General features: G+C 63.7%; 17 protein-coding genes, 1 other RNA gene and 1 pseudogene. 14 read left to right on the top strand and 5 right to left on the bottom strand.

Annotation, left to right across the window (positions count from 1 at the left end):
• Positions 1 to 295 precede the first annotated feature (295 nt).
• The 6 genes and pseudogenes from AC0L3K_RS36145 (at position 296) to AC0L3K_RS36170 (ending at position 8,368) form a co-directional block, all read left to right on the top strand.
• Positions 296 to 646: a hypothetical protein gene (locus tag AC0L3K_RS36145; RefSeq protein ID WP_473367838.1), complete on the top strand. Its 351-nt coding sequence runs from the start codon at positions 296 to 298 to the stop codon at positions 644 to 646.
• A gap of 266 nt (positions 647 to 912) precedes the next feature.
• Entirely contained in the window at positions 913 to 2,802 is a 1,890-nt protein-coding gene (locus tag AC0L3K_RS36150) for a sensor histidine kinase (RefSeq protein WP_473367839.1), read from the top strand.
• Between the two features lie 142 nt (positions 2,803 to 2,944).
• Positions 2,945 to 3,903 (top strand): annotated as a pseudogene (locus tag AC0L3K_RS36155) (IS5 family transposase).
• Positions 3,904 to 4,377: 474 nt separating this feature from the next.
• Positions 4,378 to 4,842: a (2Fe-2S)-binding protein gene (locus tag AC0L3K_RS36160; RefSeq protein ID WP_198288264.1), complete on the top strand. Its 465-nt coding sequence runs from the start codon at positions 4,378 to 4,380 to the stop codon at positions 4,840 to 4,842.
• Positions 4,843 to 4,850: 8 nt separating this feature from the next.
• On the top strand, positions 4,851 to 7,028 hold the full coding sequence (locus AC0L3K_RS36165; RefSeq protein WP_473367840.1) for a xanthine dehydrogenase family protein molybdopterin-binding subunit: 2,178 nt from the start codon (positions 4,851 to 4,853) through the stop codon (positions 7,026 to 7,028).
• Positions 7,025 to 8,368, top strand: coding sequence for a c-type cytochrome (locus AC0L3K_RS36170; protein ID WP_473367841.1), 1,344 nt, complete (start codon positions 7,025 to 7,027; stop codon positions 8,366 to 8,368). The genes AC0L3K_RS36165 and AC0L3K_RS36170 overlap by 4 nt, the downstream gene beginning before the upstream one ends.
• A gap of 158 nt (positions 8,369 to 8,526) precedes the next feature.
• On the opposite strand, the gene AC0L3K_RS36175 is transcribed toward AC0L3K_RS36170, so the two are convergent.
• The 5 genes from AC0L3K_RS36175 to AC0L3K_RS36195 all read right to left on the bottom strand — a co-directional run bounded on the left by AC0L3K_RS36175 (position 8,527) and on the right by AC0L3K_RS36195 (position 11,044).
• A complete protein-coding gene (locus AC0L3K_RS36175; protein WP_007599952.1) occupies positions 8,527 to 9,351 on the bottom strand; it encodes a TIGR00282 family metallophosphoesterase in 825 nt (274 codons plus the stop codon).
• Complete coding sequence (locus AC0L3K_RS36180) at positions 9,329 to 9,925, bottom strand: 5-formyltetrahydrofolate cyclo-ligase (protein ID WP_354159357.1); 597 nt, start codon at positions 9,923 to 9,925, stop codon at positions 9,329 to 9,331. The genes AC0L3K_RS36175 and AC0L3K_RS36180 overlap by 23 nt, the downstream gene beginning before the upstream one ends.
• Before the next feature lie 210 nt (positions 9,926 to 10,135).
• A non-coding RNA gene (ssrS, locus tag AC0L3K_RS36185) (6S RNA) lies at positions 10,136 to 10,295 on the bottom strand.
• 48 nt (positions 10,296 to 10,343) lie between these two features.
• On the bottom strand, positions 10,344 to 10,727 hold the full coding sequence (locus AC0L3K_RS36190; RefSeq protein ID WP_007599950.1) for a cell division protein ZapA: 384 nt from the start codon (positions 10,725 to 10,727) through the stop codon (positions 10,344 to 10,346).
• Complete coding sequence (locus tag AC0L3K_RS36195) at positions 10,724 to 11,044, bottom strand: DUF4164 domain-containing protein (protein ID WP_026232773.1); 321 nt, start codon at positions 11,042 to 11,044, stop codon at positions 10,724 to 10,726. Before AC0L3K_RS36195 ends, AC0L3K_RS36190 begins: the two co-directional genes overlap by 4 nt.
• A gap of 288 nt (positions 11,045 to 11,332) precedes the next feature.
• On the opposite strand from AC0L3K_RS36195, the gene tkt reads away from it, so the two are divergent.
• The 8 genes from tkt to AC0L3K_RS36235 all read left to right on the top strand — a co-directional run bounded on the left by tkt (position 11,333) and on the right by AC0L3K_RS36235 (position 20,940).
• Positions 11,333 to 13,318 (top strand): transketolase, encoded by a 1,986-nt coding sequence (gene tkt / locus AC0L3K_RS36200; RefSeq protein ID WP_473367842.1) that lies wholly within the window; start codon positions 11,333 to 11,335, stop codon positions 13,316 to 13,318.
• A 146-nt stretch (positions 13,319 to 13,464) separates the two neighbouring features.
• Entirely contained in the window at positions 13,465 to 14,472 is a 1,008-nt protein-coding gene (gap, locus tag AC0L3K_RS36205) for a type I glyceraldehyde-3-phosphate dehydrogenase (protein WP_007599946.1), read from the top strand.
• Between the two features lie 148 nt (positions 14,473 to 14,620).
• Positions 14,621 to 15,817: a phosphoglycerate kinase gene (locus tag AC0L3K_RS36210; RefSeq protein ID WP_473367843.1), complete on the top strand. Its 1,197-nt coding sequence runs from the start codon at positions 14,621 to 14,623 to the stop codon at positions 15,815 to 15,817.
• 67 nt (positions 15,818 to 15,884) lie between these two features.
• On the top strand, positions 15,885 to 16,952 hold the full coding sequence (gene fba, locus AC0L3K_RS36215) for a class II fructose-bisphosphate aldolase (RefSeq protein WP_473367844.1): 1,068 nt from the start codon (positions 15,885 to 15,887) through the stop codon (positions 16,950 to 16,952).
• A gap of 295 nt (positions 16,953 to 17,247) precedes the next feature.
• Complete coding sequence (locus AC0L3K_RS36220; protein WP_473367845.1) at positions 17,248 to 18,273, top strand: class I fructose-bisphosphate aldolase; 1,026 nt, start codon at positions 17,248 to 17,250, stop codon at positions 18,271 to 18,273.
• Between the two features lie 3 nt (positions 18,274 to 18,276).
• Complete coding sequence (locus AC0L3K_RS36225; RefSeq protein WP_007599931.1) at positions 18,277 to 18,966, top strand: thiamine phosphate synthase; 690 nt, start codon at positions 18,277 to 18,279, stop codon at positions 18,964 to 18,966.
• An 8-nt stretch (positions 18,967 to 18,974) separates the two neighbouring features.
• Positions 18,975 to 20,069 (top strand): tetratricopeptide repeat protein, encoded by a 1,095-nt coding sequence (locus tag AC0L3K_RS36230; RefSeq protein WP_007599930.1) that lies wholly within the window; start codon positions 18,975 to 18,977, stop codon positions 20,067 to 20,069.
• A gap of 85 nt (positions 20,070 to 20,154) precedes the next feature.
• On the top strand, positions 20,155 to 20,940 hold the full coding sequence (locus AC0L3K_RS36235) for an inositol monophosphatase family protein (RefSeq protein ID WP_473367846.1): 786 nt from the start codon (positions 20,155 to 20,157) through the stop codon (positions 20,938 to 20,940).
• The last annotated feature ends 164 nt before the right edge of the window (positions 20,941 to 21,104 follow it).

The following is a 21,104-nucleotide window of genomic DNA, read 5'->3' on the forward strand; positions in this document are numbered from 1 at the left end:
TCAACCGAAATCATAATCCCGATGGTGGGGGCAGTTCTTCATGACGCAAAGGGGGCAGTTCCGGATGGCGTTTGACACCGTCGCTGACTTGATCGAAAGAAGCTTCCTCGGATGCATGGCGGACCTCCCTCTTCGCACTTGCGTCACCGAAAGGTGACGGAAGCCGCCTCAGGTGCGGCTGAACATAGCGTAGGCGTGGCAGTGCGCGGGTTCGATTGATCTACATCAAGCCCACGGGCACAGTGAGCCGCAATCTCGCGAGCGGGGCTCAATGAATTCATGGAAGGGTTCCATCATGCTCCGCTATATTCTCGCTCCTCTTGCCGCTTTCGTTTTGCTCATCGTCTGCTTGATCCCCGATGACGCCGAGGCTCGGCGCGGCGGAGGTGCCTATCGGGGCGGCGGCGGTTACCGCGGCGGTGCGGTCGCAGTTCGAGGACCGCGGGGCGGCGGCGCTGTTGCAGTGCGCGGCGCAGGCTACCGTGGCTACGGCTATCGTGGCGGCTATCGCGGCTACGGCTATCGAGGCTACGGCTATCGAGGCTACGGTGTAGGAGCGGCAGCGGTCGGCGCGGCTGCCCTTGGCACTGCTGCGTACCGCCGCAGTTGCTACGATGCTTACGGGAACTATATTTGCGCCTATTAATCCGTGGCGACGCGGCGATAGCGCAACTTGGCCCTCTGTGCGCGCAAGCAAGCGCTGGCGGTGACCGTCCGACGATGGCGACCCTGCGCCATCGGTCTGCAGGTACTCTGGGCGACGTGGCGTATCGCGGGGACCGCGCGACGCCCCGCTATGAAATCTTGCGGACTGTTCGTGTCAGAATTGCCCCGTAGTTTCCCTTGTCTCCGGTTGTTGATAATCTGATCGAGCGGATACGGTACTCCACTTGGATCGGGGCTCGGAGTGCGATGCTTTTCTGGCTGCCTCACTCATGGCGAACCTGTCGCGTGCGGAGCTTCACCGCTGCGTTGACCGTCGCATTTTTGATCGCGACGACAGGCCAAAGTTATGCAGCTGATCCAGCGCCCAAACGTGTTCTGATGCTGCATTCGTTCGGCCTTCGGTTCAAGCCCTGGACCGTTTATGCAGAGGCCATTCGATCCGAAATAAGTCGGCGCAGCAACGTGGAGTTTCAGGACCACTCGCTTGTGGTTGCTCGCCTGAGTAACGACAAATCAGATGGTCCGTTCGTCGAATATCTTCACGCCCTTAATGCCCAGCACCCGCCCGATCTAATCATGTCCATTGGCGCCCCAGCCGCCAATTTTGTCCAGCGACACCGAAAAGAGCTTTTCCCAAATACGCCGATGGTCTTGACGGCTGTGGAGCGGCGGCGCGTGGCCTTCGATAAATTGGGCGAAAATGACACCGTGGTAGGGTCGACCAACAACACCATCGAGTTCTTCGAAAATATTCTGAGTGTTTTGCCTCTAACAACCACGATTGCAGTCGTAATTGGAGCATCTCCAAGCGAAACGTATTGGCTGGAAGAGACGCGCCGACGAACCGCGCCGCTGGCCGGGCGAGTACAAATTCGATACTACAATGAACTTTCATTTGAAGAAATTCAGAAGGACGCAGCGACCCTCCCGCCACATAGTGCGATCTTCTGGCTCTTGCTGAATGTTGACGCCGCGGGCGTGGCGTATGAGGGGCCCGGCGCGTTACTCCAACTTTCCAAGGTGGCCAACGCGCCGATCTTTACTCACGACCAATCTTTTTTTGGAGACGGCATCGTCGGTGGCCCCATGCATTCCGTGATTGAGCAAAGCACCAAAGCCGCCACGGTCGCGCTTCGCATCCTCAATGGCGAAAAGATCGCCGACATCAAGCCATCATTCGTTGACGTTGCATCTCCCATATTCGACTGGCGACAAATGCAGCGGTGGGGAATTGCCGAGCGCAATCTGCCGCCCGGTAGCGCCGTCTACTTCCGGGAGCCCACGTTGTGGGAGCGATATTGGTGGCAAATCACATTCACTATCGCGCTTGTCCTCGCGCAAGCGGGACTGATCGCGCTTTTGTTATTTGAACATCGTCGTCGGCAATTCGCCGAAGTACAGTCGCGACAGCGCATGACTGAACTGGCTCACGTTAATCGCTTCGCGACCGCTGGTGAACTGACCGCCTCGATTGCTCACGAGATCAACCAGCCGCTGGGGTCTATTCTGACGAACGCTGAAACCGCAGCCGCGATCCTGCAATCGCAGCGTCCCGATATCGCTGCACTTTCCGATGTTGTTGAACTCAGGGAAATTGTGAACGATATTTTACAGGATGACCGGCGCGCCACCGAGGTCATTCGCAGGATGCGCAGCCTCCTAAAGAAGGCGCCGTTCGAATTGAAGCAACTGGACCTCAACGAGGTAGTGCAAGAGACGGTCAGATTTCTTTCGGCGCTAACCGTCAGCCGAAAATTCGAAATGGTCAACGTGATCACGTCCGATGCGCTACCGATCCTCGGCGACCGCATTCAGCTTCAACAAGTCATTTTGAACCTTGTGCTGAACGGGGTCGAGGCTATGAAGGACACGTCTCACGAAAGCCGCACTATCAGCATCCGGACTGCGCGCGCCGATCAGTTTGCCGAGCTATCCGTATCAGATCGCGGACCCGGCATTCCAGAAGACAAATTGAAACAGGTTTTCGAGCCGTTTTACACCAGCAAAGCGGAAGGCATGGGCATGGGCCTGTCCATTGCGCGCACCATTATCGAAGCGCACAACGGATTCATATCAGCGAGTAATCGGGAGCACGGCGGTGCCTCGTTCACGATCAGGCTCCCCTTTGTCGGTTGATCCACAACGGCGCCCATACGCGGACAGAGACCCCTCACCCGAGTGAGCCTGCGTCTACCGGCGTCGCTGTCCTCTCTCACAAGGGGCTTGTTGCGTAATCCGTCAATTGTGATTCTCTAAGGCAAAGCCTTGGAGGATGACGATGGCGGTGAAGCAGACGGGGCAGCCGAGTTTTATTGAGGCTTGGCTCCCGAAGGGAGCAGGTGCCAATGCAGCGCTGGATCGGCTGTCGGGGTTAGTCAAGTGGTACCGGTTCGAGAAGCTGATCGGCCATTTGCGGGATGAAGGGAGCCCCGGTCGTCCAGGCTATCCGGTGCTGGTGTTGTTTCGCGCCCTGCTATTGCAGTCGCTCTACGGTCTGTCGGAACGCGAGCTCGAAGAGGCGCTGGGCGACCGGTTGTCGTTCAAGCGCTTCGTCGGTCTAAGCCTCGAAGATGCGACACCCGACCACACGGTTCTGAACCGTTTTCGGAACCAGCTGGTTGAAGAAGGTCTGTTGGAGAAGCTGTTTGGCGAACTGGATCGTCAGCTTGAGAATGCCGGCGTCATCCTCAAGCGCGGCACGATGCTGGACGCAACCTTGATCCAGGCGGTGTCGGCTCCTCCCAAGGAGGATCGTCCTTCAAACGATCCCGACGCCCGTTTTGCCAAGCGGCAGGGCAAGAGCGGTTCGACCTTCGGTTACAAGGCCCATGTGGGTGTTGATGAAGGATCCGGCTTGATCCGCGCGGTGCTGACGACGCCCGCCAATGTCAACGACACCACGCCGGCTGATGAGTTGATCCGTGGCGATGAAGCCGTGGTGTGGGCCGATGCGGCTTACGATACCCATGCCAGACGAGCCCGGCTGAAGGCGGAAGGCAAAAAGCCCCGCATCGCCCGGCGTCCCAACCGCCATCACCCAGAGTTGCCACCGAGGCTCAAACGCTACAACCTACTCATCTCTCGACGACGGGCGACGGTGGAGACCACCTTCGCTACCTCAAACGCCGGATGCGGCTGACCTACATCCGTTACGTCGGTCTCATGAAGGCAAGCGGACAAATCCTGCTCGCCTCCATCGCATTCAACATGAGGAAATGGGCCGCGATCGCGGCCTGAGCCGCCCGCCGAGGGCGACAATCACAGTCTTGGCCGGAGCCTGTCGCGACCCAGACCTTCTCTCTCGACGTCTTCAGCCTCAAAAGCCAATAGCGCAACAAGCCCACAAGGGGAGAGGCACAACAATGAGTTGCTGCAATTGATCGCGTCAGAAGTCCGCGTCGCCGTCTGACTTCCACAATCGCACGACTTTCGTCATCGCATGATTTTGCGCATTCGCACGATCATCTGCGGCGATCAACGGCGCATGTGAAGCAAAAGCGTCAAAACATGACGATTATCATATCAATTGGCCCAAAATCACTGCAGCGACCGCCGCACAAATTCGTGAACGTCATGGCCTGACCCGCTCGCTGCGCAAATATGCATTGCCGGAAATGTCGACGCTTCATCGTTTCGCATCGATATGATTATTGTGCGCGCAAATTCGCTGACTAGATCGCCGTAAGCGATCGCGCGAGCAAGGGGATGCATATGGCAACTGTTCTCACCATCAATGGCGAAACGAAATCGTTCGACGCGCCACCTGACATGCCGCTGCTGTGGGTCCTGCGTGACGTCCTTGGGATGACGGGCACCAAGTTCGGCTGCGGCATCGCTCAGTGCGGCGCCTGCACGGTGCACGTCGATGGCAAGGCAGTACGCTCCTGCGTCTTGCCGATCAGCGCGGTCGCGAACCGCGCCATCACCACGATCGAGCATGTCGGCAGCACACCGGCCGGCGCAAAGGTGCAGAAGGCCTGGCTCGATGCCGAAGTGATCCAGTGCGGCTATTGCCAGTCCGGTCAGATTATGGCGGCCGCGGCACTGCTGGCGGCAACGCCCAGCCCGGACGATTCCGACATCGACGCCGCGATGGCCGGCAACATCTGCCGCTGCGGCACTTATGTGCGCATCCGCGAGGCCATCAAGCTGGCCGCCTCCGGCCGTCAGTCGTGAGGTCCGCCATGATCACCGACAAGACTCTTCCTGCCGTTTCCCGCCGTGCGCTTCTGACCGGCGGTCTCGCCACCGGCTTCCTGCTCGCCTTCCACCTGCCGCTGCGCGCCGCCGTCAACGAGCCGGAGCAGCCGCGCGACACCACTGACGGCAAGTTCGCGCCGAACGCCTTTATCCGAATCGAGGAGACCGGCCGCACCGTGCTCCTGATGCCGCAGGTCGAGATGGGCCAGGGGGTCTATACCTCGATTTCGATGATCCTGGCCGAAGAGCTCGATGCCGATTGGGCAAAGGTCGCGGTGCTGCACGCGCCGCCCAACGACCAGCTCTACGCCAATCCGGCGTTCGGCCTGCAGGCGACCGGTGGTTCAACCTCGATCCGTGCCTGGTGGAAGCCGCTGCGCACTGCCGGCGCGAGCGCGCGAGCGATGCTGGTGCAGGCCGCAGCGGCGCAATGGCAGGTCGAGCCCGCAAGCTGCACGACGTCGAAAGGCGAGGTCGTGCATGCCGCAAGTGGCCGCAAGCTCGGCTATGGCGAACTGGCACTGGCTGCACAGGGCCAGTCGCCGCCGAAAGACGTGCCGCTTAGGGATCCCAAGGATTTCGTGATCATCGGCCAGCCCTTGAAGCGGCTCGACACGCCGGACAAGGTCAACGGCAAGGCCGTGTACGGCATCGACGCGATCCTGCCCGGCATGAAGATCGCCGCGATCGCCAATTGCCCGGTCTTTGGCGGCAAGGTCGGCAAGGTCGACGACAGCGCGGCGGTGAAAATCCCGGGGGTGCGCAAGGTCGTGGTGCTCGAGGACACGGTCGCCGTGATCGGCGATCACATGTGGGCCGCGAAGAAAGGCCTCGATGCGCTCAAGATCGAGTGGAACGAGGGACCGAACGCGAAGCTCAGCACAAAGGATATCTGGCAGCATCTGCGCGCCGCCAGCGAGAAGGACGGCGTGGTCGCGAAATCGGTCGGCGACATCGCCAAGGGGCTCGCAAGCGGCGACAGGTTCGAGGCGAGCTTCGAACTGCCGTTCCTTGCGCATGCCTCGATGGAGCCGATCAACGCCACCGTTCACGTCAGGCCTGAAGCCTGCGAGATCTGGACCGGCACGCAGATCATGACGCGCGTGCAGTCGGAGGCGGCGAAGGCCGCGGGCCTCCCGGTCGACAAGGTGATCGTCAACCAGCATCTGCTCGGTGGCGGCTTCGGCCGCAAGCTCGAGCCGGACATGGTGGTGGCCGCCGTGAAGATCGCAAAACAGGTCGACTATCCCGTGAAGGTGATATGGACCCGTGAGGAGGACATCCAGCACGACGTCTACCGCCCGGTCTATCGCGACCAGGTCACGGCATCGCTGGTCGACGGCAAGGTCGCAGCGTGGAAGTACAAGGTCGCCGGCTCAGCCGTGCTGGCGCGCTGGCTGCCGCCGGCGTTCCAGAAGGGTATCGACATCGACGCGGTCGATGCCGCCGTGGATGCGCCCTACGACTTCGCCAACTTCCATGTCGAATATGTCCGCGCCGAACCGCCGGCGGTGCCCACCGGCTTCTGGCGCGGCGTCGGTCCGAACAACAACGTGTTCGCGGTCGAATGCGCGATGGACGAGCTGGCGCGCAAGGCCGGCAAGGATCCGGTCGAATTCCGCCGCTCGATGCTGACGAAGAATCCGCGCATGCTCGCGGTGCTCAATCTCGCCGCCGAGAAATCCGGCTGGGGCCAACCGCTGCCCCCGCGCGTCGGTCGCGGCGTCTGCGTGCAGCCGTCGTTTGCGAGCTTCCTCGCCACCGTGGTCGAAGCGGAGATCGACGATATCGGCGAGATCGTGCTCCGCCGCATCGTCTCGGTGGTGGACACCGGCATCGCGGTCAATCCTGACACGGTGAAAGCGCAGATCGAGGGCGGCCTGGTGTTCGGCCTCACCGCCGCGCTCTACGGCGAGATCACCATCGAGAAGGGCCGCGTGCAGCAGTCGAATTTCCACGACTATCGCATGATGCGCATCAACGAGATGCCGAAGATCGAGGTCGTCGTGGTCAAGAGCGGCGAGGCGCCCGGCGGCATCGGTGAGGCCGGCGTCAATGCCGGACCGCCGGCGCTGCGCAACGCCATTTACGCGGCAACCGGCGTCGCGCTGCGGCGCCTGCCGATCGATCGGAAACTGCTGGCTGCGGGGAAAAAGGCATGAGCGGCAAGATGCGTATCCTCACTGGCATCGTCGTGATCGCCATCGTCGCGGTGGTATCAGGCGTCTGGATCATCCGCGGGCCCGGCCCGCTCGACTTCGCCGGCGGCCCCAAGGTGGCGCTGGCGGATTACCGTGCCGGCAAGCCGGCCGGCGTGCCGGCAAAGCTGGAGAAGGCGAGCCTGGTCGAACGCGGCGAATACCTCGCGAAGGCGGCCGACTGCATGGTCTGCCACACCAAGCCCGGCGAGAAGGACTATTCCGGCGGGCTCGGCTTCAAGCTGCCGTTCGGCACGCTCTATTCCACCAACATCACGCCGGACAAGGACACCGGCATCGGCAATTACAGCGACCAGGATTTTCTCAACGCCGTCCAGCGCGGCAAGCGCCATGACGGCGCCCGGCTCTATCCAGCGATGCCCTACACGTCCTACACCTATATGACGGACGAGGACGTGCTGGCGGTGAAGGCCTATCTGTTCAGCCTGCCGGCGGTGCGCGCGAAGCCGCCGGAGAACACGCTGTCGTTCCCGTTCAATCAGCGCTGGGCGATGATCTTTTGGTCGGCCGTGTTCAATCCCGACACGCGCTTTGCGCCTGATACGTCGAAGAGCCCGGAGTGGAATCGCGGCGCGTATCTCGTGGAGGCGCTGGCACATTGCGGCGAATGCCATACGCCGCGCAATCTCGGCTTTGCGCTGGACAACCGCAAGAAATTTGCAGGCGCGATCACGGCCGGCTGGCGCGCCTTCAACATCTCCTCCGACAAGGCCACTGGTCTCGGCAGCTGGCGCGACGAGGACCTGATCTCCTATCTGTCGCTCGGCCATGCGCCGGGCCACGGCTCGGCGTCGGGTCCGATGGGTGAAGCGGTCGACCACAGTTTCAGCCAGTTCGCGCCTGAGGACATAAGCAGCATCGTCGCTTATTTGCGCAGCGTGCCGCCGCAGCCCTCGCCCGACCTGCCCGCAACCATCGCACCCATTGCGCCCGCCTCGCACAAGGACGGCGTTACGGCGGACGCGCGCGGCAAGAAAATGTTCGCCAGCGCCTGCGCCAGCTGTCACGGCTGGAGCGGCGAGAGCCCGGTCTCGCCGATGGCGACGCTGACCGGCACCTGGGCCGTCAACGACCCCGCCGCCACCAACGTGGCGCAGATTGTGCTGTCCGGCACCAAGCGCCACACGCCCGACGGCGCGCTGTCGATGCCGGCGTTCGGTGAGGCGTATAGCGACGACGAGATCGCGGCGGTGGCGAACTATGTCACGGCGCGGTTCGGGACGAACGGGTCCAAGCTGACCGCGAAGGATGTGGCGGGGTTGAGGGAGCAGACGGCGGAGTAGGCCCCATTGTCGTCCTGGCGAAAGCCAGGACCCATTACCCCAACTGCCTGTTTGATACGACACTTTCGACCGCGAGCCTGCCCATTACCACGGCCGGTGGTAATGGGTCCTGGCTTTCGCCAGGACGACACTGAGCGTGTGGTGAGCTACGCGAGAACTCAGCTCAACCAGAATTTCGGCGTCGCCGGCTCCAGCCGGCCGCCCGCGCGCACCGGTGCAATCCGCAGTGCGAGCCCTGTCGCGTCATCGGTCTCCACGGCGACGCCGCTGAGCGTCGCCGCGCCCGCCGCCGGCTCGAAGCGGCCTGACGGGATTCCGGAGGTGAACCTCCGCAGCGGCTCTTCCTTCTGCATGCCGATGATGGAATCGTAGTCGCCGGTCATGCCGGCATCGGTCATGTAGGCGGTGCCGCCTGACAGGATCTGGTGGTCGGCGGTCGGCACATGGGTGTGGGTGCCGACGACGAGGCTGGCGCGGCCGTCGCAGAAGAAGCCGATGCCCTGCTTCTCGCTGCTCGCCTCGCAATGGAAGTCGACGACGATGGCGTCCGCAGCGATGCCGAGCGGACAGGCGCCGAGCTCGCGCTCCAGCGCTGCGAAGGGATCGTCGAACGGGGTCATGAAGACGCGGCCCAAAGCGTTGACGACGAGCGCATGCTTGCCGTTCTTGGTCTCGACCAATGCGGCGCCGCGGCCGGGCGTGCCGCGCGGATAGTTCGCCGGCCGCACCAAACGCTCGGCGCGCTCGATGAATACGAGTGCTTCGCGCTGGTCCCATGAGTGATTGCCGAGCGTCACCGCGTCGGCGCCGGCATCGAGAAACTCCTGATAGATCGCTTCCGTGATGCCGAAGCCGCCGGCGGAATTCTCGCCGTTGACGACGACGAAATCGAGCGACCAGTCCTTGACCATGCCGGGCAGATATTCGGCGATGGCATTGCGCCCGGCACGGCCGACGACATCACCCACGAAGAGAATGCGCAACTTCAGAACTCCGGAAATCGAATACGTCGGATTCCGTTAGCACATAATCCAGCGCGACGTCGTGGGATAGTGCCGGAACCGCCTTGATCTCCTGCGCTGCAAAAGCGAGCCCGATGCCGACGATGGTCTTGGCTTTTCGCAGATGCGCGAAGGTGTGGTCGTAGTGCCCCGCGCCATAACCGATGCGATGGCCGAGACGATCGAAGGCAGCGAGCGGCGTCAGCATGATGTCGGGAATGACTTCAGCGGCCCCAGGCGACGGCTCGGGAATGCCGAGCGGGCCGAGCATCAGGCGATCGTTCGGATTGAAGATGCGGAAGATCAGCGACTGGCCGCGCGCGGTGACGCAAGGCAGCGCGAGCCTGGCACCCTGCTCTGCGAGCGTCTTCAGTAGCGGCATCGGATCGATCTCGCTGCGGATCGGCGAATAGCCTGATACGATGCTGCCAGGCAGGAGCTGGAACGGCAGCCCGCGCTTGGCGAGATTGGCGGCGGCGGCGGTGCGTTTCTTTTCGCTCAGCGCATCGCGCGCCGCGAGGGCTTTGGCACGGAGTTCGGCTTTGGTGTTGGTCATGCGCGTTTGCTCCGAAGGCGAAGTCTTGCTCCGCTGTCATCGCCCGCCTTGTGCGCCCTTGCGCACTGGGGCGGGCGATCCAGTATTCCAGAGACGCCAGCAATCAAATTTCGACGCCGCGGCGTACTGGATGCCCCGGTCAAGCCGGGGCATGACACCTGTTGAATTGGCCGCAGTCGTTTCAACAGGCACAAACCAAGCAAACAAAAGTGCGAAGCCGCGAACGCCGTTGAAGCACTCGATCCCGGAGTTCCCTACGAAAGTAGGTGGGCACCATATGTCCGAGCCCACGGGCCCGGCCAGGGACAGTTCCCTAAAGGATCGATAAGGCCCCGGGGATAATGGCTCCTGACGCGCGTCGCAGCCCCGCTTGGGCAATGTAACAACGATGCTGACGAATCGCCAGCCCGGTGAAGGGTCAGCCGATGGCGATCCCGTTGCCGACGGTGCGGTTCAGGACCTGGGTCGATTTCTCGATGCGCTCGGCCGCGGAGTTCAGGGCGTTCACGACCGCGGTCTGGGTCAACCGGGCGCGCTCGACGGCGGCGTTGCGGAAATCCCGCAACTCGGTCAGCTCCTGCTCCATGGTCCGGATGCGGTTGCCGGCGTCGACCAATTCGTCGCAGACGGTCAGCGCCGCCATCACGGTGAGCCTGGCATCACCGATCTCGCCGAACTTTCCGCGCAGCGACTGAATCCGCGTCTCCAGGCTTTCGGCGAGCTTGAGCAGCCGCACCTCCTGGCCCTCCTCGCAGGCCATGCGGTATTGCCGGCCGTTGATGGTGACGTTGATGTGGCTCATCCGTCCTCTCCGGTATCGAGCACCGAACGTATCGTGACGATCGCGGAATCCAGCCGATCGGAGATCTCGCGACTGGAGCGCTCGAGCTTGCGCGCCTTCACCAGCGCGCCGTCGAGCTCGTCGGCAAGCCGCGAGCGGTCCGCGCCCAGCGCCTGGATCCGCGCCGCGAGCTCGTTCTCGTCGCGATCGGCGTCGCGCCGCCGCTCCACCGCGCTTTCGAGCGAGTCGAGCGCCGCCATGAGCCTGCGGGTCGCGATCTCGATCTCGACGGCCGAGGACTCGGTCATGGCAGAGCTGTTGGATACGCGATCGTTCATGCAGTCAGCGGCGGAACCTGTGGCCTATCCCCTGGGGGCTTGCCGTCCGGCAAAAGACTCGGTTCGGCAAGCGGTTAGAAGCAGAAATTTACGTGGCAAGCTAGCGGAGCGCAACGCCGCCACGAAACTATGCACTGCTAAGCAACTTTTGCGGCCAAACCGGCGTTTGATTGCCTTGGCCTGTCGGAACCGAGATGCTATCCCAGCCGCGACCCCAGCGGCCGAAAGGCTCCTTCCGGCGCGGCCAAATCCAGCCACAAGCGCCTCATTTCAGACGGATTTTCAGACATGACGCAGGTCGACCACAACCGTATGGCCAATGCGATCCGCGGCCTCGCCATGGACGGCGTCGAGAAGGCGAAATCGGGTCATCCGGGCCTGCCGATGGGCGCCGCCGACATGGCGACCGTGCTGTTCACGCAATTCCTGAAATTCGACGTCGCCGCGCTGGACTGGCCGGACCGGGACCGCTTCGTGCTTTCGGCCGGGCACGGCTCGATGCTGATCTATTCGCTGCTGTATCTGATCGGCAGCCCCGAGATGACGATCGACCAGCTCAAGAATTTCCGCCAGCTGGGCTCGCTGACACCCGGACATCCCGAGCACGGCCACACCAAGGGCATCGAGACCACCACCGGTCCGCTCGGCCAGGGCATTTCCACCGCTGTCGGCATGGCGCTCGCCGAGAAGATGCTCGCCGCCGAGTTCGGCAAAAAGATCGTCGATCACCATACCTATGTGATCGCTTCCGACGGCGATTTGATGGAAGGCGTGTCGCAGGAAGCGATCGCGTTGGCCGGGCACTGGAAGCTCAACAAGCTGATCGTGCTCTACGACGACAACGGCATCTCGATCGACGGTCCGACCTCGCTTTCCGATTCCGTGGACCAGGTGAAGCGGTTCAAGGCGTGCGGCTGGGCGGCCGAGAAGATCGACGGTCATGACCAGGCTGCGATATCAGCCGCGATCACGCGCGCTCAGAAATCAAACAAGCCGACGCTGATCGCCTGCCGCACCACCATCGGCTTCGGCGCGCCGCACAAGGCCGGCACCAACAAGGTGCACGGCGAAGCGCTCGGTGCCGACGAACTCAAGGCCGCCAAGGAAAATCTCGGCATTTCGCTGGAGCCGTTCTCGGTGCCCGACGACGTGCTGAAGGCCTGGCGCGCGGCCGGCAGCCGTGGCGCGGCGGCACGACAGGAATGGGAAGCAAGGCTCGGTGAACTCGGCAGCCGCAAGCGCGCCGAGTTCGAGCGACGGCTGCGCCACGAGCGCCCAGCGGCGCTGGCGAAGGCGTTCAAAGGCTACAAGAAGGAGCTCTTGGAAAAGCCGATGAATGCGGCGACCCGCAAATCCTCCGAAGCCGTGATCGAAGTGATTGCTGGCGCGATGCCGATGGAATTTCTGGCGGGCTCGGCCGACCTCACCGGCTCCAACAACAACAAGGCGAAGTCGGCAACCGCGTTCTCGGCCAAGACGCCGAAGGGCCGCTTCATCCATTACGGCATCCGCGAGCACGGCATGTGCGCGGCGATGAACGGCATCTTCCTGCACGGTGGTTTTGCGCCGAACGGCGCGACCTTCCTGGTGTTCACCGATTATGCGCGGCCGGCAATGCGGCTCGCCGCGTTGATGGGGACCGGGGTCGTTTATGTGATGACCCATGATTCTATCGGCCTCGGGGAGGACGGCCCGACCCACCAGCCGGTCGAGCATCTCTCGGCACTTCGCGCCATTCCCAATATGCGCGTGTTCCGCCCGTGCGATTCCATCGAGGTTGCCGAGTGCTGGGAGCTCGCGCTCAACCGCATCGACGGCCCGACGGTGCTGGCGCTGACCCGTCAGAACCTGCCGCAGCTGCGCACCACCGCACCGAACGAAAGCCCCTGCCGGTTTGGTGCCTACGAACTGGTGGCCGCCCAGGGCGAAGCAAAGGCGACGCTGTTCGCCTCGGGCTCCGAAGTGGAGATGGCCGTGGCCGCCCAGAAGCAGCTCGCCGAGCGCGGCATTCCGACCCGGGTGGTTTCGGTTCCCTCGCTTGAGCTCCTGTTAGCGCAACCAAAGGAGCGCCGCGACGAGACCATCGGCAACGCCCCCATCAAGGTCGCGATCGAGGCCGCCGTGCGCTGGGGCTGGGACGCCGTGATCGGCCAGGATGGCGAATTTATCGGCATGCACTCCTTCGGCGCCAGCGCCCCTCTCAACAAGGTATTCCAGCACTTTGGCATTACCGCCGAGGCCGCGGTTAACGCCGTTCTGAAACGCGTTTCCTGAGAGTTGAGATTGCCGAAAAAAAGGACTACCTAACTCCCATATGATCAAGCCCCGCCCGGCCGAACCGGGCGTCCGCCCTAAAAAAACCCTCGCAGGCGCGCTAGCGCGTTGTGCGGGATGACAACGGTCATTGAAGGAGACGAAACATGGCAGTCCGCGTCGGAATCAACGGTTTTGGCCGCATCGGCCGCAACATCCTGCGGGCCATCGCCGAGTCCGGCCGCAAGGACATCGAGGTCGTCGGCATCAACGACCTCGGCCCGGTCGAGACCAACGCGCATCTGCTTCGCTTCGACAGCGTCCACGGCCGCTTCCCCGGCACCGTGACCGTCGATGGCGACACGATCAGCCTCGGCGGCAACAAGATCAAGGTGACCGCCGAGCGCGATCCCTCGAAGCTGCCCTGGAAGGATCTCGGCATCGACATCGCGATGGAATGCACCGGCATCTTCACCTCGAAGGACAAGGCCTCCGCGCACCTGACCGCCGGCGCCAAGCGCGTTCTCGTTTCTGCGCCCGCCGACGGCGCCGACGCCACCATCGTCTTCGGCGTCAACCACGACACGCTGACCCGGGAACATCTAGTCGTCTCCAACGGCTCCTGCACCACCAACTGTCTTGCGCCGATCGCCAAGGTGCTGAACGACCTCGTCGGCATCGAGACCGGCTTCATGACCACGATCCACGCCTATACCGGCGACCAGCCGACGCTCGACACCATGCACAAGGATCTCTACCGCGGCCGCGCGGCTGCGATGTCGATGATCCCGACCTCGACCGGCGCCGCCAAGGCCATCGGCCTCGTGCTGCCGGAACTGAAGGGCAAGCTCGACGGCGTCGCGATCCGCGTGCCGACCCCGAACGTCTCGGTCGTCGACCTCAAGATCGTGGCCAAGCGCGCCACCGATCCGAAGGAAATCAACGAGGCGATGAAGCGTGCCTCCGAGCAGCAGCTCAAGGGCATCCTCGGCTACACCACGGCGCCGAACGTCTCGATCGACTTCAACCACGACCCGCACTCCTCGACGTTCCACATGGACCAGACCAAGGTGCAGAACGGCACGCTGGTGCGCGTGATGTCCTGGTACGACAACGAGTGGGGCTTCTCGAATCGCATGGCGGACACCGCCGTCGCGATGGCGAAGGTGATCTAACTCCGCTCTCGTGTTCCGGACGCGATGCAGCGTGAAGCGCTGCGTCGCAGAGCCGGGACCCATTCAACCGCGGGACTCGCCGCAATTTGGGTCCCGGTTCTGCACGGCGGCACTACGCGCCGCGGTGCGCCCGGGACAAGGGCCTCCGATGACGAAATCATTCCGCACTCTCGACGACGTCGACGTGAAGGGCAAGCGCGTGCTGCTGCGCGTCGATCTCAACGTGCCCATGGAAAACGGGCGCGTCAGCGACGCAACCCGGCTCGAGCGTGTCGCGCCGACCATCACCGAAATCTCCGACAAGGGCGGCAAGGTCATCCTGCTCGCGCATTTCGGCCGGCCGAAAGGGCACGATGCCAAGGACTCGCTCAAGCCCGTGGCTGAAGCGTTGTCGAAGGTCGTGAAGAAGCCCGTAGGCTTCGCCGACGATTGCATCGGCGAGCCCGCGGCGAAGGCGGTGGCGGCGCTGAACGACGGCGACATCCTCTGTCTGGAAAACACCCGCTTCCACAAAGAGGAAGAGAAGAACGATCCCGCCTTTGTCGCGGAGCTCGCAAAACTCGGCGACATCTGGGTCAACGACGCGTTCTCGGCCGCACACCGCGCCCACGCCTCGACCGAAGGCCTCGGCCACAAGCTGCCCGCCTATGCCGGCCGCACCATGCAGGCCGAACTGGTCGCGCTGGAGAAGGCGCTGGGCTCGCCGACCAAGCCCGTCATCGCGATCATCGGCGGCGCCAAGGTCTCGACCAAGATCGACCTGCTCGAAAACCTCGTGACCAAGGTCGACGCGCTCGTGATCGGCGGCGGCATGGCCAACACCTTCCTGCACGCCCAGGGCGTCGGCATCGGCAAGTCGCTGGCCGAGAAGGATCTCGCCGCGACCGCGTTGCGCATCATGGAAAAGGCGGAAGCCGCCAACTGCGCCATCATCCTGCCGGTCGACGCCACCGTCGCCTATCATTTCGCGGCCAACGCGCCGTCGCACGCCTATGGCCTCGACGCGATCCCGGCCGACGGCATGATCCTCGACGTCGGTCCGCAGTCGATCGCGCGTGTTCATGCCGCGATCGACGATGCGGCGACGCTGGTCTGGAACGGACCGCTCGGTGCGTTCGAGATGCAGCCGTTCGACCGCGGCACGATGTCCGCCGCCAAGCATGCCGCCGAGCGCACCAAGGCCAAGAAGCTGGTCTCGATCGCGGGCGGCGGCGACACCGTGGCGGCCCTCAACCAGGCCCATGTGGCCGGTCAGTTCACCTATGTCTCGACCGCCGGTGGCGCATTTCTTGAATGGATGGAAGGCAAGCCCCTGCCCGGCGTCGAAGTTCTGCGCATCAAGTAATCGGTCGGCAAGTCGTCAGCCGCCTTCAAGCAGTGGCCTAGCAGGCCCAAACGGGAGAAAAACACAGATGGCTCGGATCACGTTGCGTCAATTGCTCGACCATGCGGCGGAGAACGATTACGGCGTCCCGGCCTTCAACATCAACAACATGGAGCAGGCGCTGGCGATCATGGACGCGGCCAACCAGGTCGACGCGCCCGTCATCATCCAGGCTTCCCGCGGTGCGCGCTCCTACGCCAACGATGTCATGCTCAAGCACATGATGGATGCGGTGACCGAGATCTATCCGCACATTCCGATCTGCGTGCATCTCGACCACGGCAACGGCCCCGATACCTGCATGACCGCGATCCAGGCCGGCTTCACCTCGGTCATGATGGACGGCTCGCTCAAGGCTGACGGCAAGACCCCGGCTGACTGGGGCTACAATGTCGGGGTGACCAAGACCGTGACCGACATGGCCCATCTCGGCGGCATCTCGGTCGAGGGCGAGCTCGGCGTGCTCGGTTCGCTCGAGACCGGCATGGGCGACAAGGAAGACGGCCACGGCGCCGAGGGCAAGCTCAGCCACGACCAGCTCCTGACCAATCCGGATGAAGCCGTGAAGTTCGTCCAGGAGACCCAGGTCGACGCGCTCGCGATCGCGATGGGGACGTCTCACGGCGCTTACAAGTTTACCCGCAAGCCCGACGGCGACATCCTCGCCATGAACGTGATCGAGGAGATCCACCGCAAGCTGCCGAACATGCATCTCGTCATGCACGGCTCCTCGTCGGTGCCGCAGGACCTCCAGGACATCATCAACGCCTATGGCGGCAAGATGAAGCCGACCTGGGGCGTGCCGGTGGCCGAGATCCAGCGCGGCATCAAGAACGGCGTGCGCAAGATCAACATCGACACCGACAACCGCATGGCGATGACCGGCCAGATCCGGAAAGTGCTCAAGGACAATCCGGAAGAGTTCGATCCGCGCAAGTACCTGAAACCGGCGATGGAAGCGATGACCAAGCTGTGCAAGCAGCGGCTCCAGGAATTCAATACGGCGGGCCAAGCCTCCAAGATCAAGAAGGTGCTGACCACGGCCGAGATGGCCAAGCGCTACGCCAAGGGCGAACTCGCCCCGAAGGTGGCGTGAAGCCCGGCACGCTCTGTCGTCTCCCTCGCCCCGCCCTTCGCGGGGAGAGGGCGGGGTGAGGGGCTGCTTCCGCAAAGGCGGTGACAGCCGGATTCGCGGAGAGTCCCCCTCACCCGGAATCCGCGCTTTCAGCGCGCATTCCGACCTCTCCCCGCAAGCGGGGCGAGGTGAAGAGCCGCCCGGCCGGCCCAACGCTGTCCCAGCCTTGACCCTGCGACGAACGTTAACTCGGCATTTGCCCGAGAACGGTCTATTTTCACCGGCAAGGGCAGAATCGTTTTGGGAGGACATCTCGATGAATCTGACTGAGCTCCACAGGATCGCGACCGCTCTGGTCGCGCCCGGCAAGGGCATCCTTGCCGCCGACGAATCCTCCGGCACCATCAAGAAGCGTTTCGACGCGATCGGCGTGGAATCGACCGAGGAGAACCGCCGCGACTATCGCGAGATGCTGTTCCGCTCGAACGAAGCCATGAGCCGGTACATCTCCGGCGTCATCCTCTATGACGAGACGATCTGGCAGAACGCAAAGGACGGCACGCCCCTGGTCAAGCTGATCGAACAGACCGGCGCCATTCCCGGCATCAAGGTCGACGAGGGCACGCAGCCCCTGCCGATGTGCCCGGGAGAGCTCGTCACCGTCGGGCTCGACAAGCTCGCCGAGCGCTTGAAGAAATATTACGAGCGCGGCGCGCGCTTCGCCAAATGGCGCGCGGTGATCGATATCGGCAGCGGCATCCCCTCAATGACCGCGATCAGCGTCAACGCCCACGCGCTGGCGCGCTATGCAGCGCTGTGCCAGGCCGCGCAGATCGTGCCGATCGTCGAGCCCGAAGTGTTGATGGACGGCGATCACGACATCGATCGCTGCTATGAGGTGACGAGCCGTGTGCTCAACAAGACGTTTCAGGAATTGCGCGTGCAGCGCGTCGCGCTCGAGGGCATGGTGCTGAAGCCGAACATGGCCATCTCCGGCAAAAAATGCCCGAAGCAGGCTTCCATCGAGGAGGTCGCGGAGAAGACGATACGGCTGCTTAGGGCGTGCGTGCCCGCGGCTGTACCCGGCATCGCCTTCCTCTCCGGCGGCCAGTCGGATGAAGAGGCAACGGCGCATCTCAACTCCATGCACAAGCGCGGGCCCCTGCCCTGGGGCCTGACCTTCTCCTACGGTCGCGCACTGCAGGCCGCGCCGCAGAAGGCCTGGTCGGGCAAGGCGGAGAACGTCGCGGCCGGACAAAGCGCATTCAGTCACCGCGCGCGTATGAATGGCCTCGCCTCCAAAGGCGAATGGCAAAGCAGCCTGGAAAAGAAAGCGGCCTAGATCTTGTCGAACAAATCTCCTCCGCCGCGCCCGGCGCCGCGCCTTTATCTCGCGACGCCTGTCGTCGACGATCCCGCTTCGCTTCTCACGGAGCTGCCCGGTCTGCTCGCCGCCGCCGACGTCGCGGCCGTGCTGCTGCGCCTGAAGGAGACCGATCAGCGCACCATGATCTCCCGGATCAAGGCGCTAGCGCCGCCGGTTCAGAAAGCGGGCGCCGCGCTGCTCGTCGACGGCCATCCTGAGCTCGTCGCACGCGGCGGCGCCGACGGTGCGCACCTGCCCGGCATCGCCGCGCTGAAAGAGGCGCTGCCATCGCTCAAGCCCGATCGCATCGCCGGCGTCGGCGGGCTGACGACGCGGCACCATTCCATGGATGCGGGCGAGATCGGCGCGGATTACGTTCTGTTCGGCGAGCCCGACGCAAAGGGCCAGCGGCCGTCGTCGCAAGCGATCGCCGAACGGCTGGACTGGTGGGCCGAGCTGTTCGAGCCGCCCTGCGTCGGCTTTGCCCTGTCGTTGGAGGAGGCCCGCGAATTCGCCGCCAGCGGCGCCGATTTCGTGCTGGTGGACGACTTGATCTGGGCCGATCCGCGCGGACCCAAGGCCGCGCTGGTCGAGATCGACGCTGCGATCAAGAATGCTCATGCGACGGCGCTTGCGGGCCAAAATCCTGCGGGTCAGGAGCACGGCTAGCGCCCGTCATGAAGCTCCCGCGCATCACCATCCTGGCCACGCTGCTGCTCACAGTGCCCGCGGCCGCGCAGCTCCAGATCACGCCGCCCGTGGCAACGCCAAGCCCTTCGGCCGAGAAAACCAAGGACAAGCCGAAGGCCACGCCGCACACCATCACCAAGAAGAAGGAAGCGGCGCCGGCACCCAAACCCTCGGCGTCGCCCAAACCTTCAGCCTCCCCAAAGCAGGCTCCTGCCGCGACCGTGATCCCTGCGCCTCCGACCGACAATCCCAACGTCGATCTGGTGTACGGCGCCTATCAGCGCGGCCAGTACAAGACCGCCTTCGAACTCGCCACCGCCCGTGCCGAAACCGGCGATGCCAAGGCGATGACCATGCTGGGTGAGCTCTATTCCAATGCCATGGGAATCCGGCGCGACTACGCCAAGGCGCTGCAATGGTACAAGCGCGCCTCCGACGCCGGCGACCGCGAGGCGATGTTCGCGCTCGCTATGCTCAGAATGTCCGGCCGCGGCGGCCCGGTCGACAAAAACGAGGCGGTCAAGCTGATGGCGTCCGCCGCCAAGCTCGGCGAGCCCAAGGCGGCCTATAACCTCGCGCTGCTCTATCTCGACGGCCAGACCCTGCCGCAGGACGTCAAGCGCTCCGCCGAGCTGCTGCGCCAGGCGGCTGATGCCGGCCTGCCCGAGGCGCAATACGCGCTCGCGACCTTCTATAAGGAAGGCACCGGCGTGCCGAAGGATTTGGAACGGGCGGTGCGTCTGCTCCAGGTCGCCACGCTGACCGACAATGTCGATGCCGAGGTCGAATACGCCATCGCGCTGTTCAACGGCACCGGCACGCCGAAGAACCAGCCGGCGGCCGTCGCCCTGCTACGCAAGGCGTCCCGCCAGGGCAGTGCGATCGCGCAGAACCGGCTGGCCTGGGTGCTGATCAACGGCATGGGCACGGCCGTGGACAAGGTCGAGGGCTTCAAATGGCATCTGGTGGCCAAGACCGCCGGCAAGGGCGATCCGGAGCTGGACAAGCAATTGTCCGATTTGCCGGCCGAGGACCGGGCCAAGGCCGAGGCTGCCGCCAGGAAATGGCTCGGGGCCAAATGACTTGACGTTGAGGCCCCCGCAGGGCACCCCATCCCTCAAACAGGCGCGATTTCGCGCCATTTCCCCCGATCAAGACCGGAAGCTCATGCTGTATTCCGCAACTATCAACGTCATGGTCAAGGCCGCGCGCCGCGCCGGCCGCAGCCTCAAGCGCGATCTCGGCGAGATCGAGCATCTCCAGGTCTCGCTGAAGGGACCGGCGAATTTCGTCTCGCTGGCCGACAAGCGCGCCGAGGAGATTCTCTACCAGGACCTCGCCAAGGCCCGGCCGGGCTACGGCTTCATCGGCGAGGAAGGCGGCACGCGCGAGGGCTCCGACAAGAGCCACACCTGGATCGTCGATCCGCTCGACGGCACCACCAACTTCCTGCACGGCATCCCGCAATTCGCGATCTCGATCGGGCTGTCGCGCGAGGGCACGATCATCGCCGGCGTGATCTACAACCCCGCCAATGACGAGCTCTACATCGCCGAGCGCGGCAAGGGCGCCTTCCTCAACGACCAGCGCCTGCGCGTGGCCGGCCGCCGCCAGCTCAACGAATGCGTGGTGGCCTGTGGCCTGCCCCATATCGGCCGCGGCGACCACGAGGAATTCCGCCGCGAGATGACCGCGATGCAGGAACGCGTCGCCGGCCTGCGCCGCTTCGGCGCCGCCTCCCTCGACCTCGCTTTCGTCGCCGCCGGCCGCCTCGACGGCTATTGGGAGCGCAATCTGCAATCCTGGGACATCGCGGCGGGCCTGATCATGCTGCGCGAAGCGGGCGGAACGATCACCGACATCGACACGCCGGGCGATGCGCTGGTGACGGGCAATGTCGTGTGCGGGAATGAGTTCGTGCACGGGGAGTTGGTGAAGATTTTGCGGAAGTAGATCGCAGGAGCACGACGGCTCGATCCGCAGGGAGTAGGACGCGGACTCATTAAGGCGTGGCCATAATCAGATTGATGCGAGCTGAACGAAGGCAAGGTAGTTGACGGCGAGCCCGTCGTAGCGCGTCGCCTCAGCATACCGTTGCGCGTCAAGTGGACCACCGT

The sequence above is a fragment of the Bradyrhizobium sp. MI1.10 genome, from assembly GCF_055811035.1.

Excerpts from the sequence above, each read along its gene's own strand:
- AC0L3K_RS36145 (WP_473367838.1), top strand. The coding sequence starts at position 296 with ATGCTCCGCTATATTCTCGCTCCTCTTGCCGCTTTCGTTTTGCTCATC.
- AC0L3K_RS36150 (WP_473367839.1), top strand. The coding sequence starts at position 913 with ATGCTTTTCTGGCTGCCTCACTCATGGCGAACCTGTCGCGTGCGGAGC.
- AC0L3K_RS36160 (WP_198288264.1), top strand. The coding sequence starts at position 4,378 with ATGGCAACTGTTCTCACCATCAATGGCGAAACGAAATCGTTCGACGCG.
- AC0L3K_RS36165 (WP_473367840.1), top strand. The coding sequence starts at position 4,851 with ATGATCACCGACAAGACTCTTCCTGCCGTTTCCCGCCGTGCGCTTCTG.
- AC0L3K_RS36170 (WP_473367841.1), top strand. The coding sequence starts at position 7,025 with ATGAGCGGCAAGATGCGTATCCTCACTGGCATCGTCGTGATCGCCATC.
- AC0L3K_RS36180 (WP_354159357.1), bottom strand. The coding sequence starts at position 9,925 with ATGACCAACACCAAAGCCGAACTCCGTGCCAAAGCCCTCGCGGCGCGC.
- AC0L3K_RS36190 (WP_007599950.1), bottom strand. The coding sequence starts at position 10,727 with ATGAGCCACATCAACGTCACCATCAACGGCCGGCAATACCGCATGGCC.
- AC0L3K_RS36195 (WP_026232773.1), bottom strand. The coding sequence starts at position 11,044 with ATGAACGATCGCGTATCCAACAGCTCTGCCATGACCGAGTCCTCGGCC.
- tkt (WP_473367842.1), top strand. The coding sequence starts at position 11,333 with ATGACGCAGGTCGACCACAACCGTATGGCCAATGCGATCCGCGGCCTC.
- gap (WP_007599946.1), top strand. The coding sequence starts at position 13,465 with ATGGCAGTCCGCGTCGGAATCAACGGTTTTGGCCGCATCGGCCGCAAC.
- AC0L3K_RS36210 (WP_473367843.1), top strand. The coding sequence starts at position 14,621 with ATGACGAAATCATTCCGCACTCTCGACGACGTCGACGTGAAGGGCAAG.
- fba (WP_473367844.1), top strand. The coding sequence starts at position 15,885 with ATGGCTCGGATCACGTTGCGTCAATTGCTCGACCATGCGGCGGAGAAC.
- AC0L3K_RS36220 (WP_473367845.1), top strand. The coding sequence starts at position 17,248 with ATGAATCTGACTGAGCTCCACAGGATCGCGACCGCTCTGGTCGCGCCC.
- AC0L3K_RS36230 (WP_007599930.1), top strand. The coding sequence starts at position 18,975 with ATGAAGCTCCCGCGCATCACCATCCTGGCCACGCTGCTGCTCACAGTG.
- AC0L3K_RS36235 (WP_473367846.1), top strand. The coding sequence starts at position 20,155 with ATGCTGTATTCCGCAACTATCAACGTCATGGTCAAGGCCGCGCGCCGC.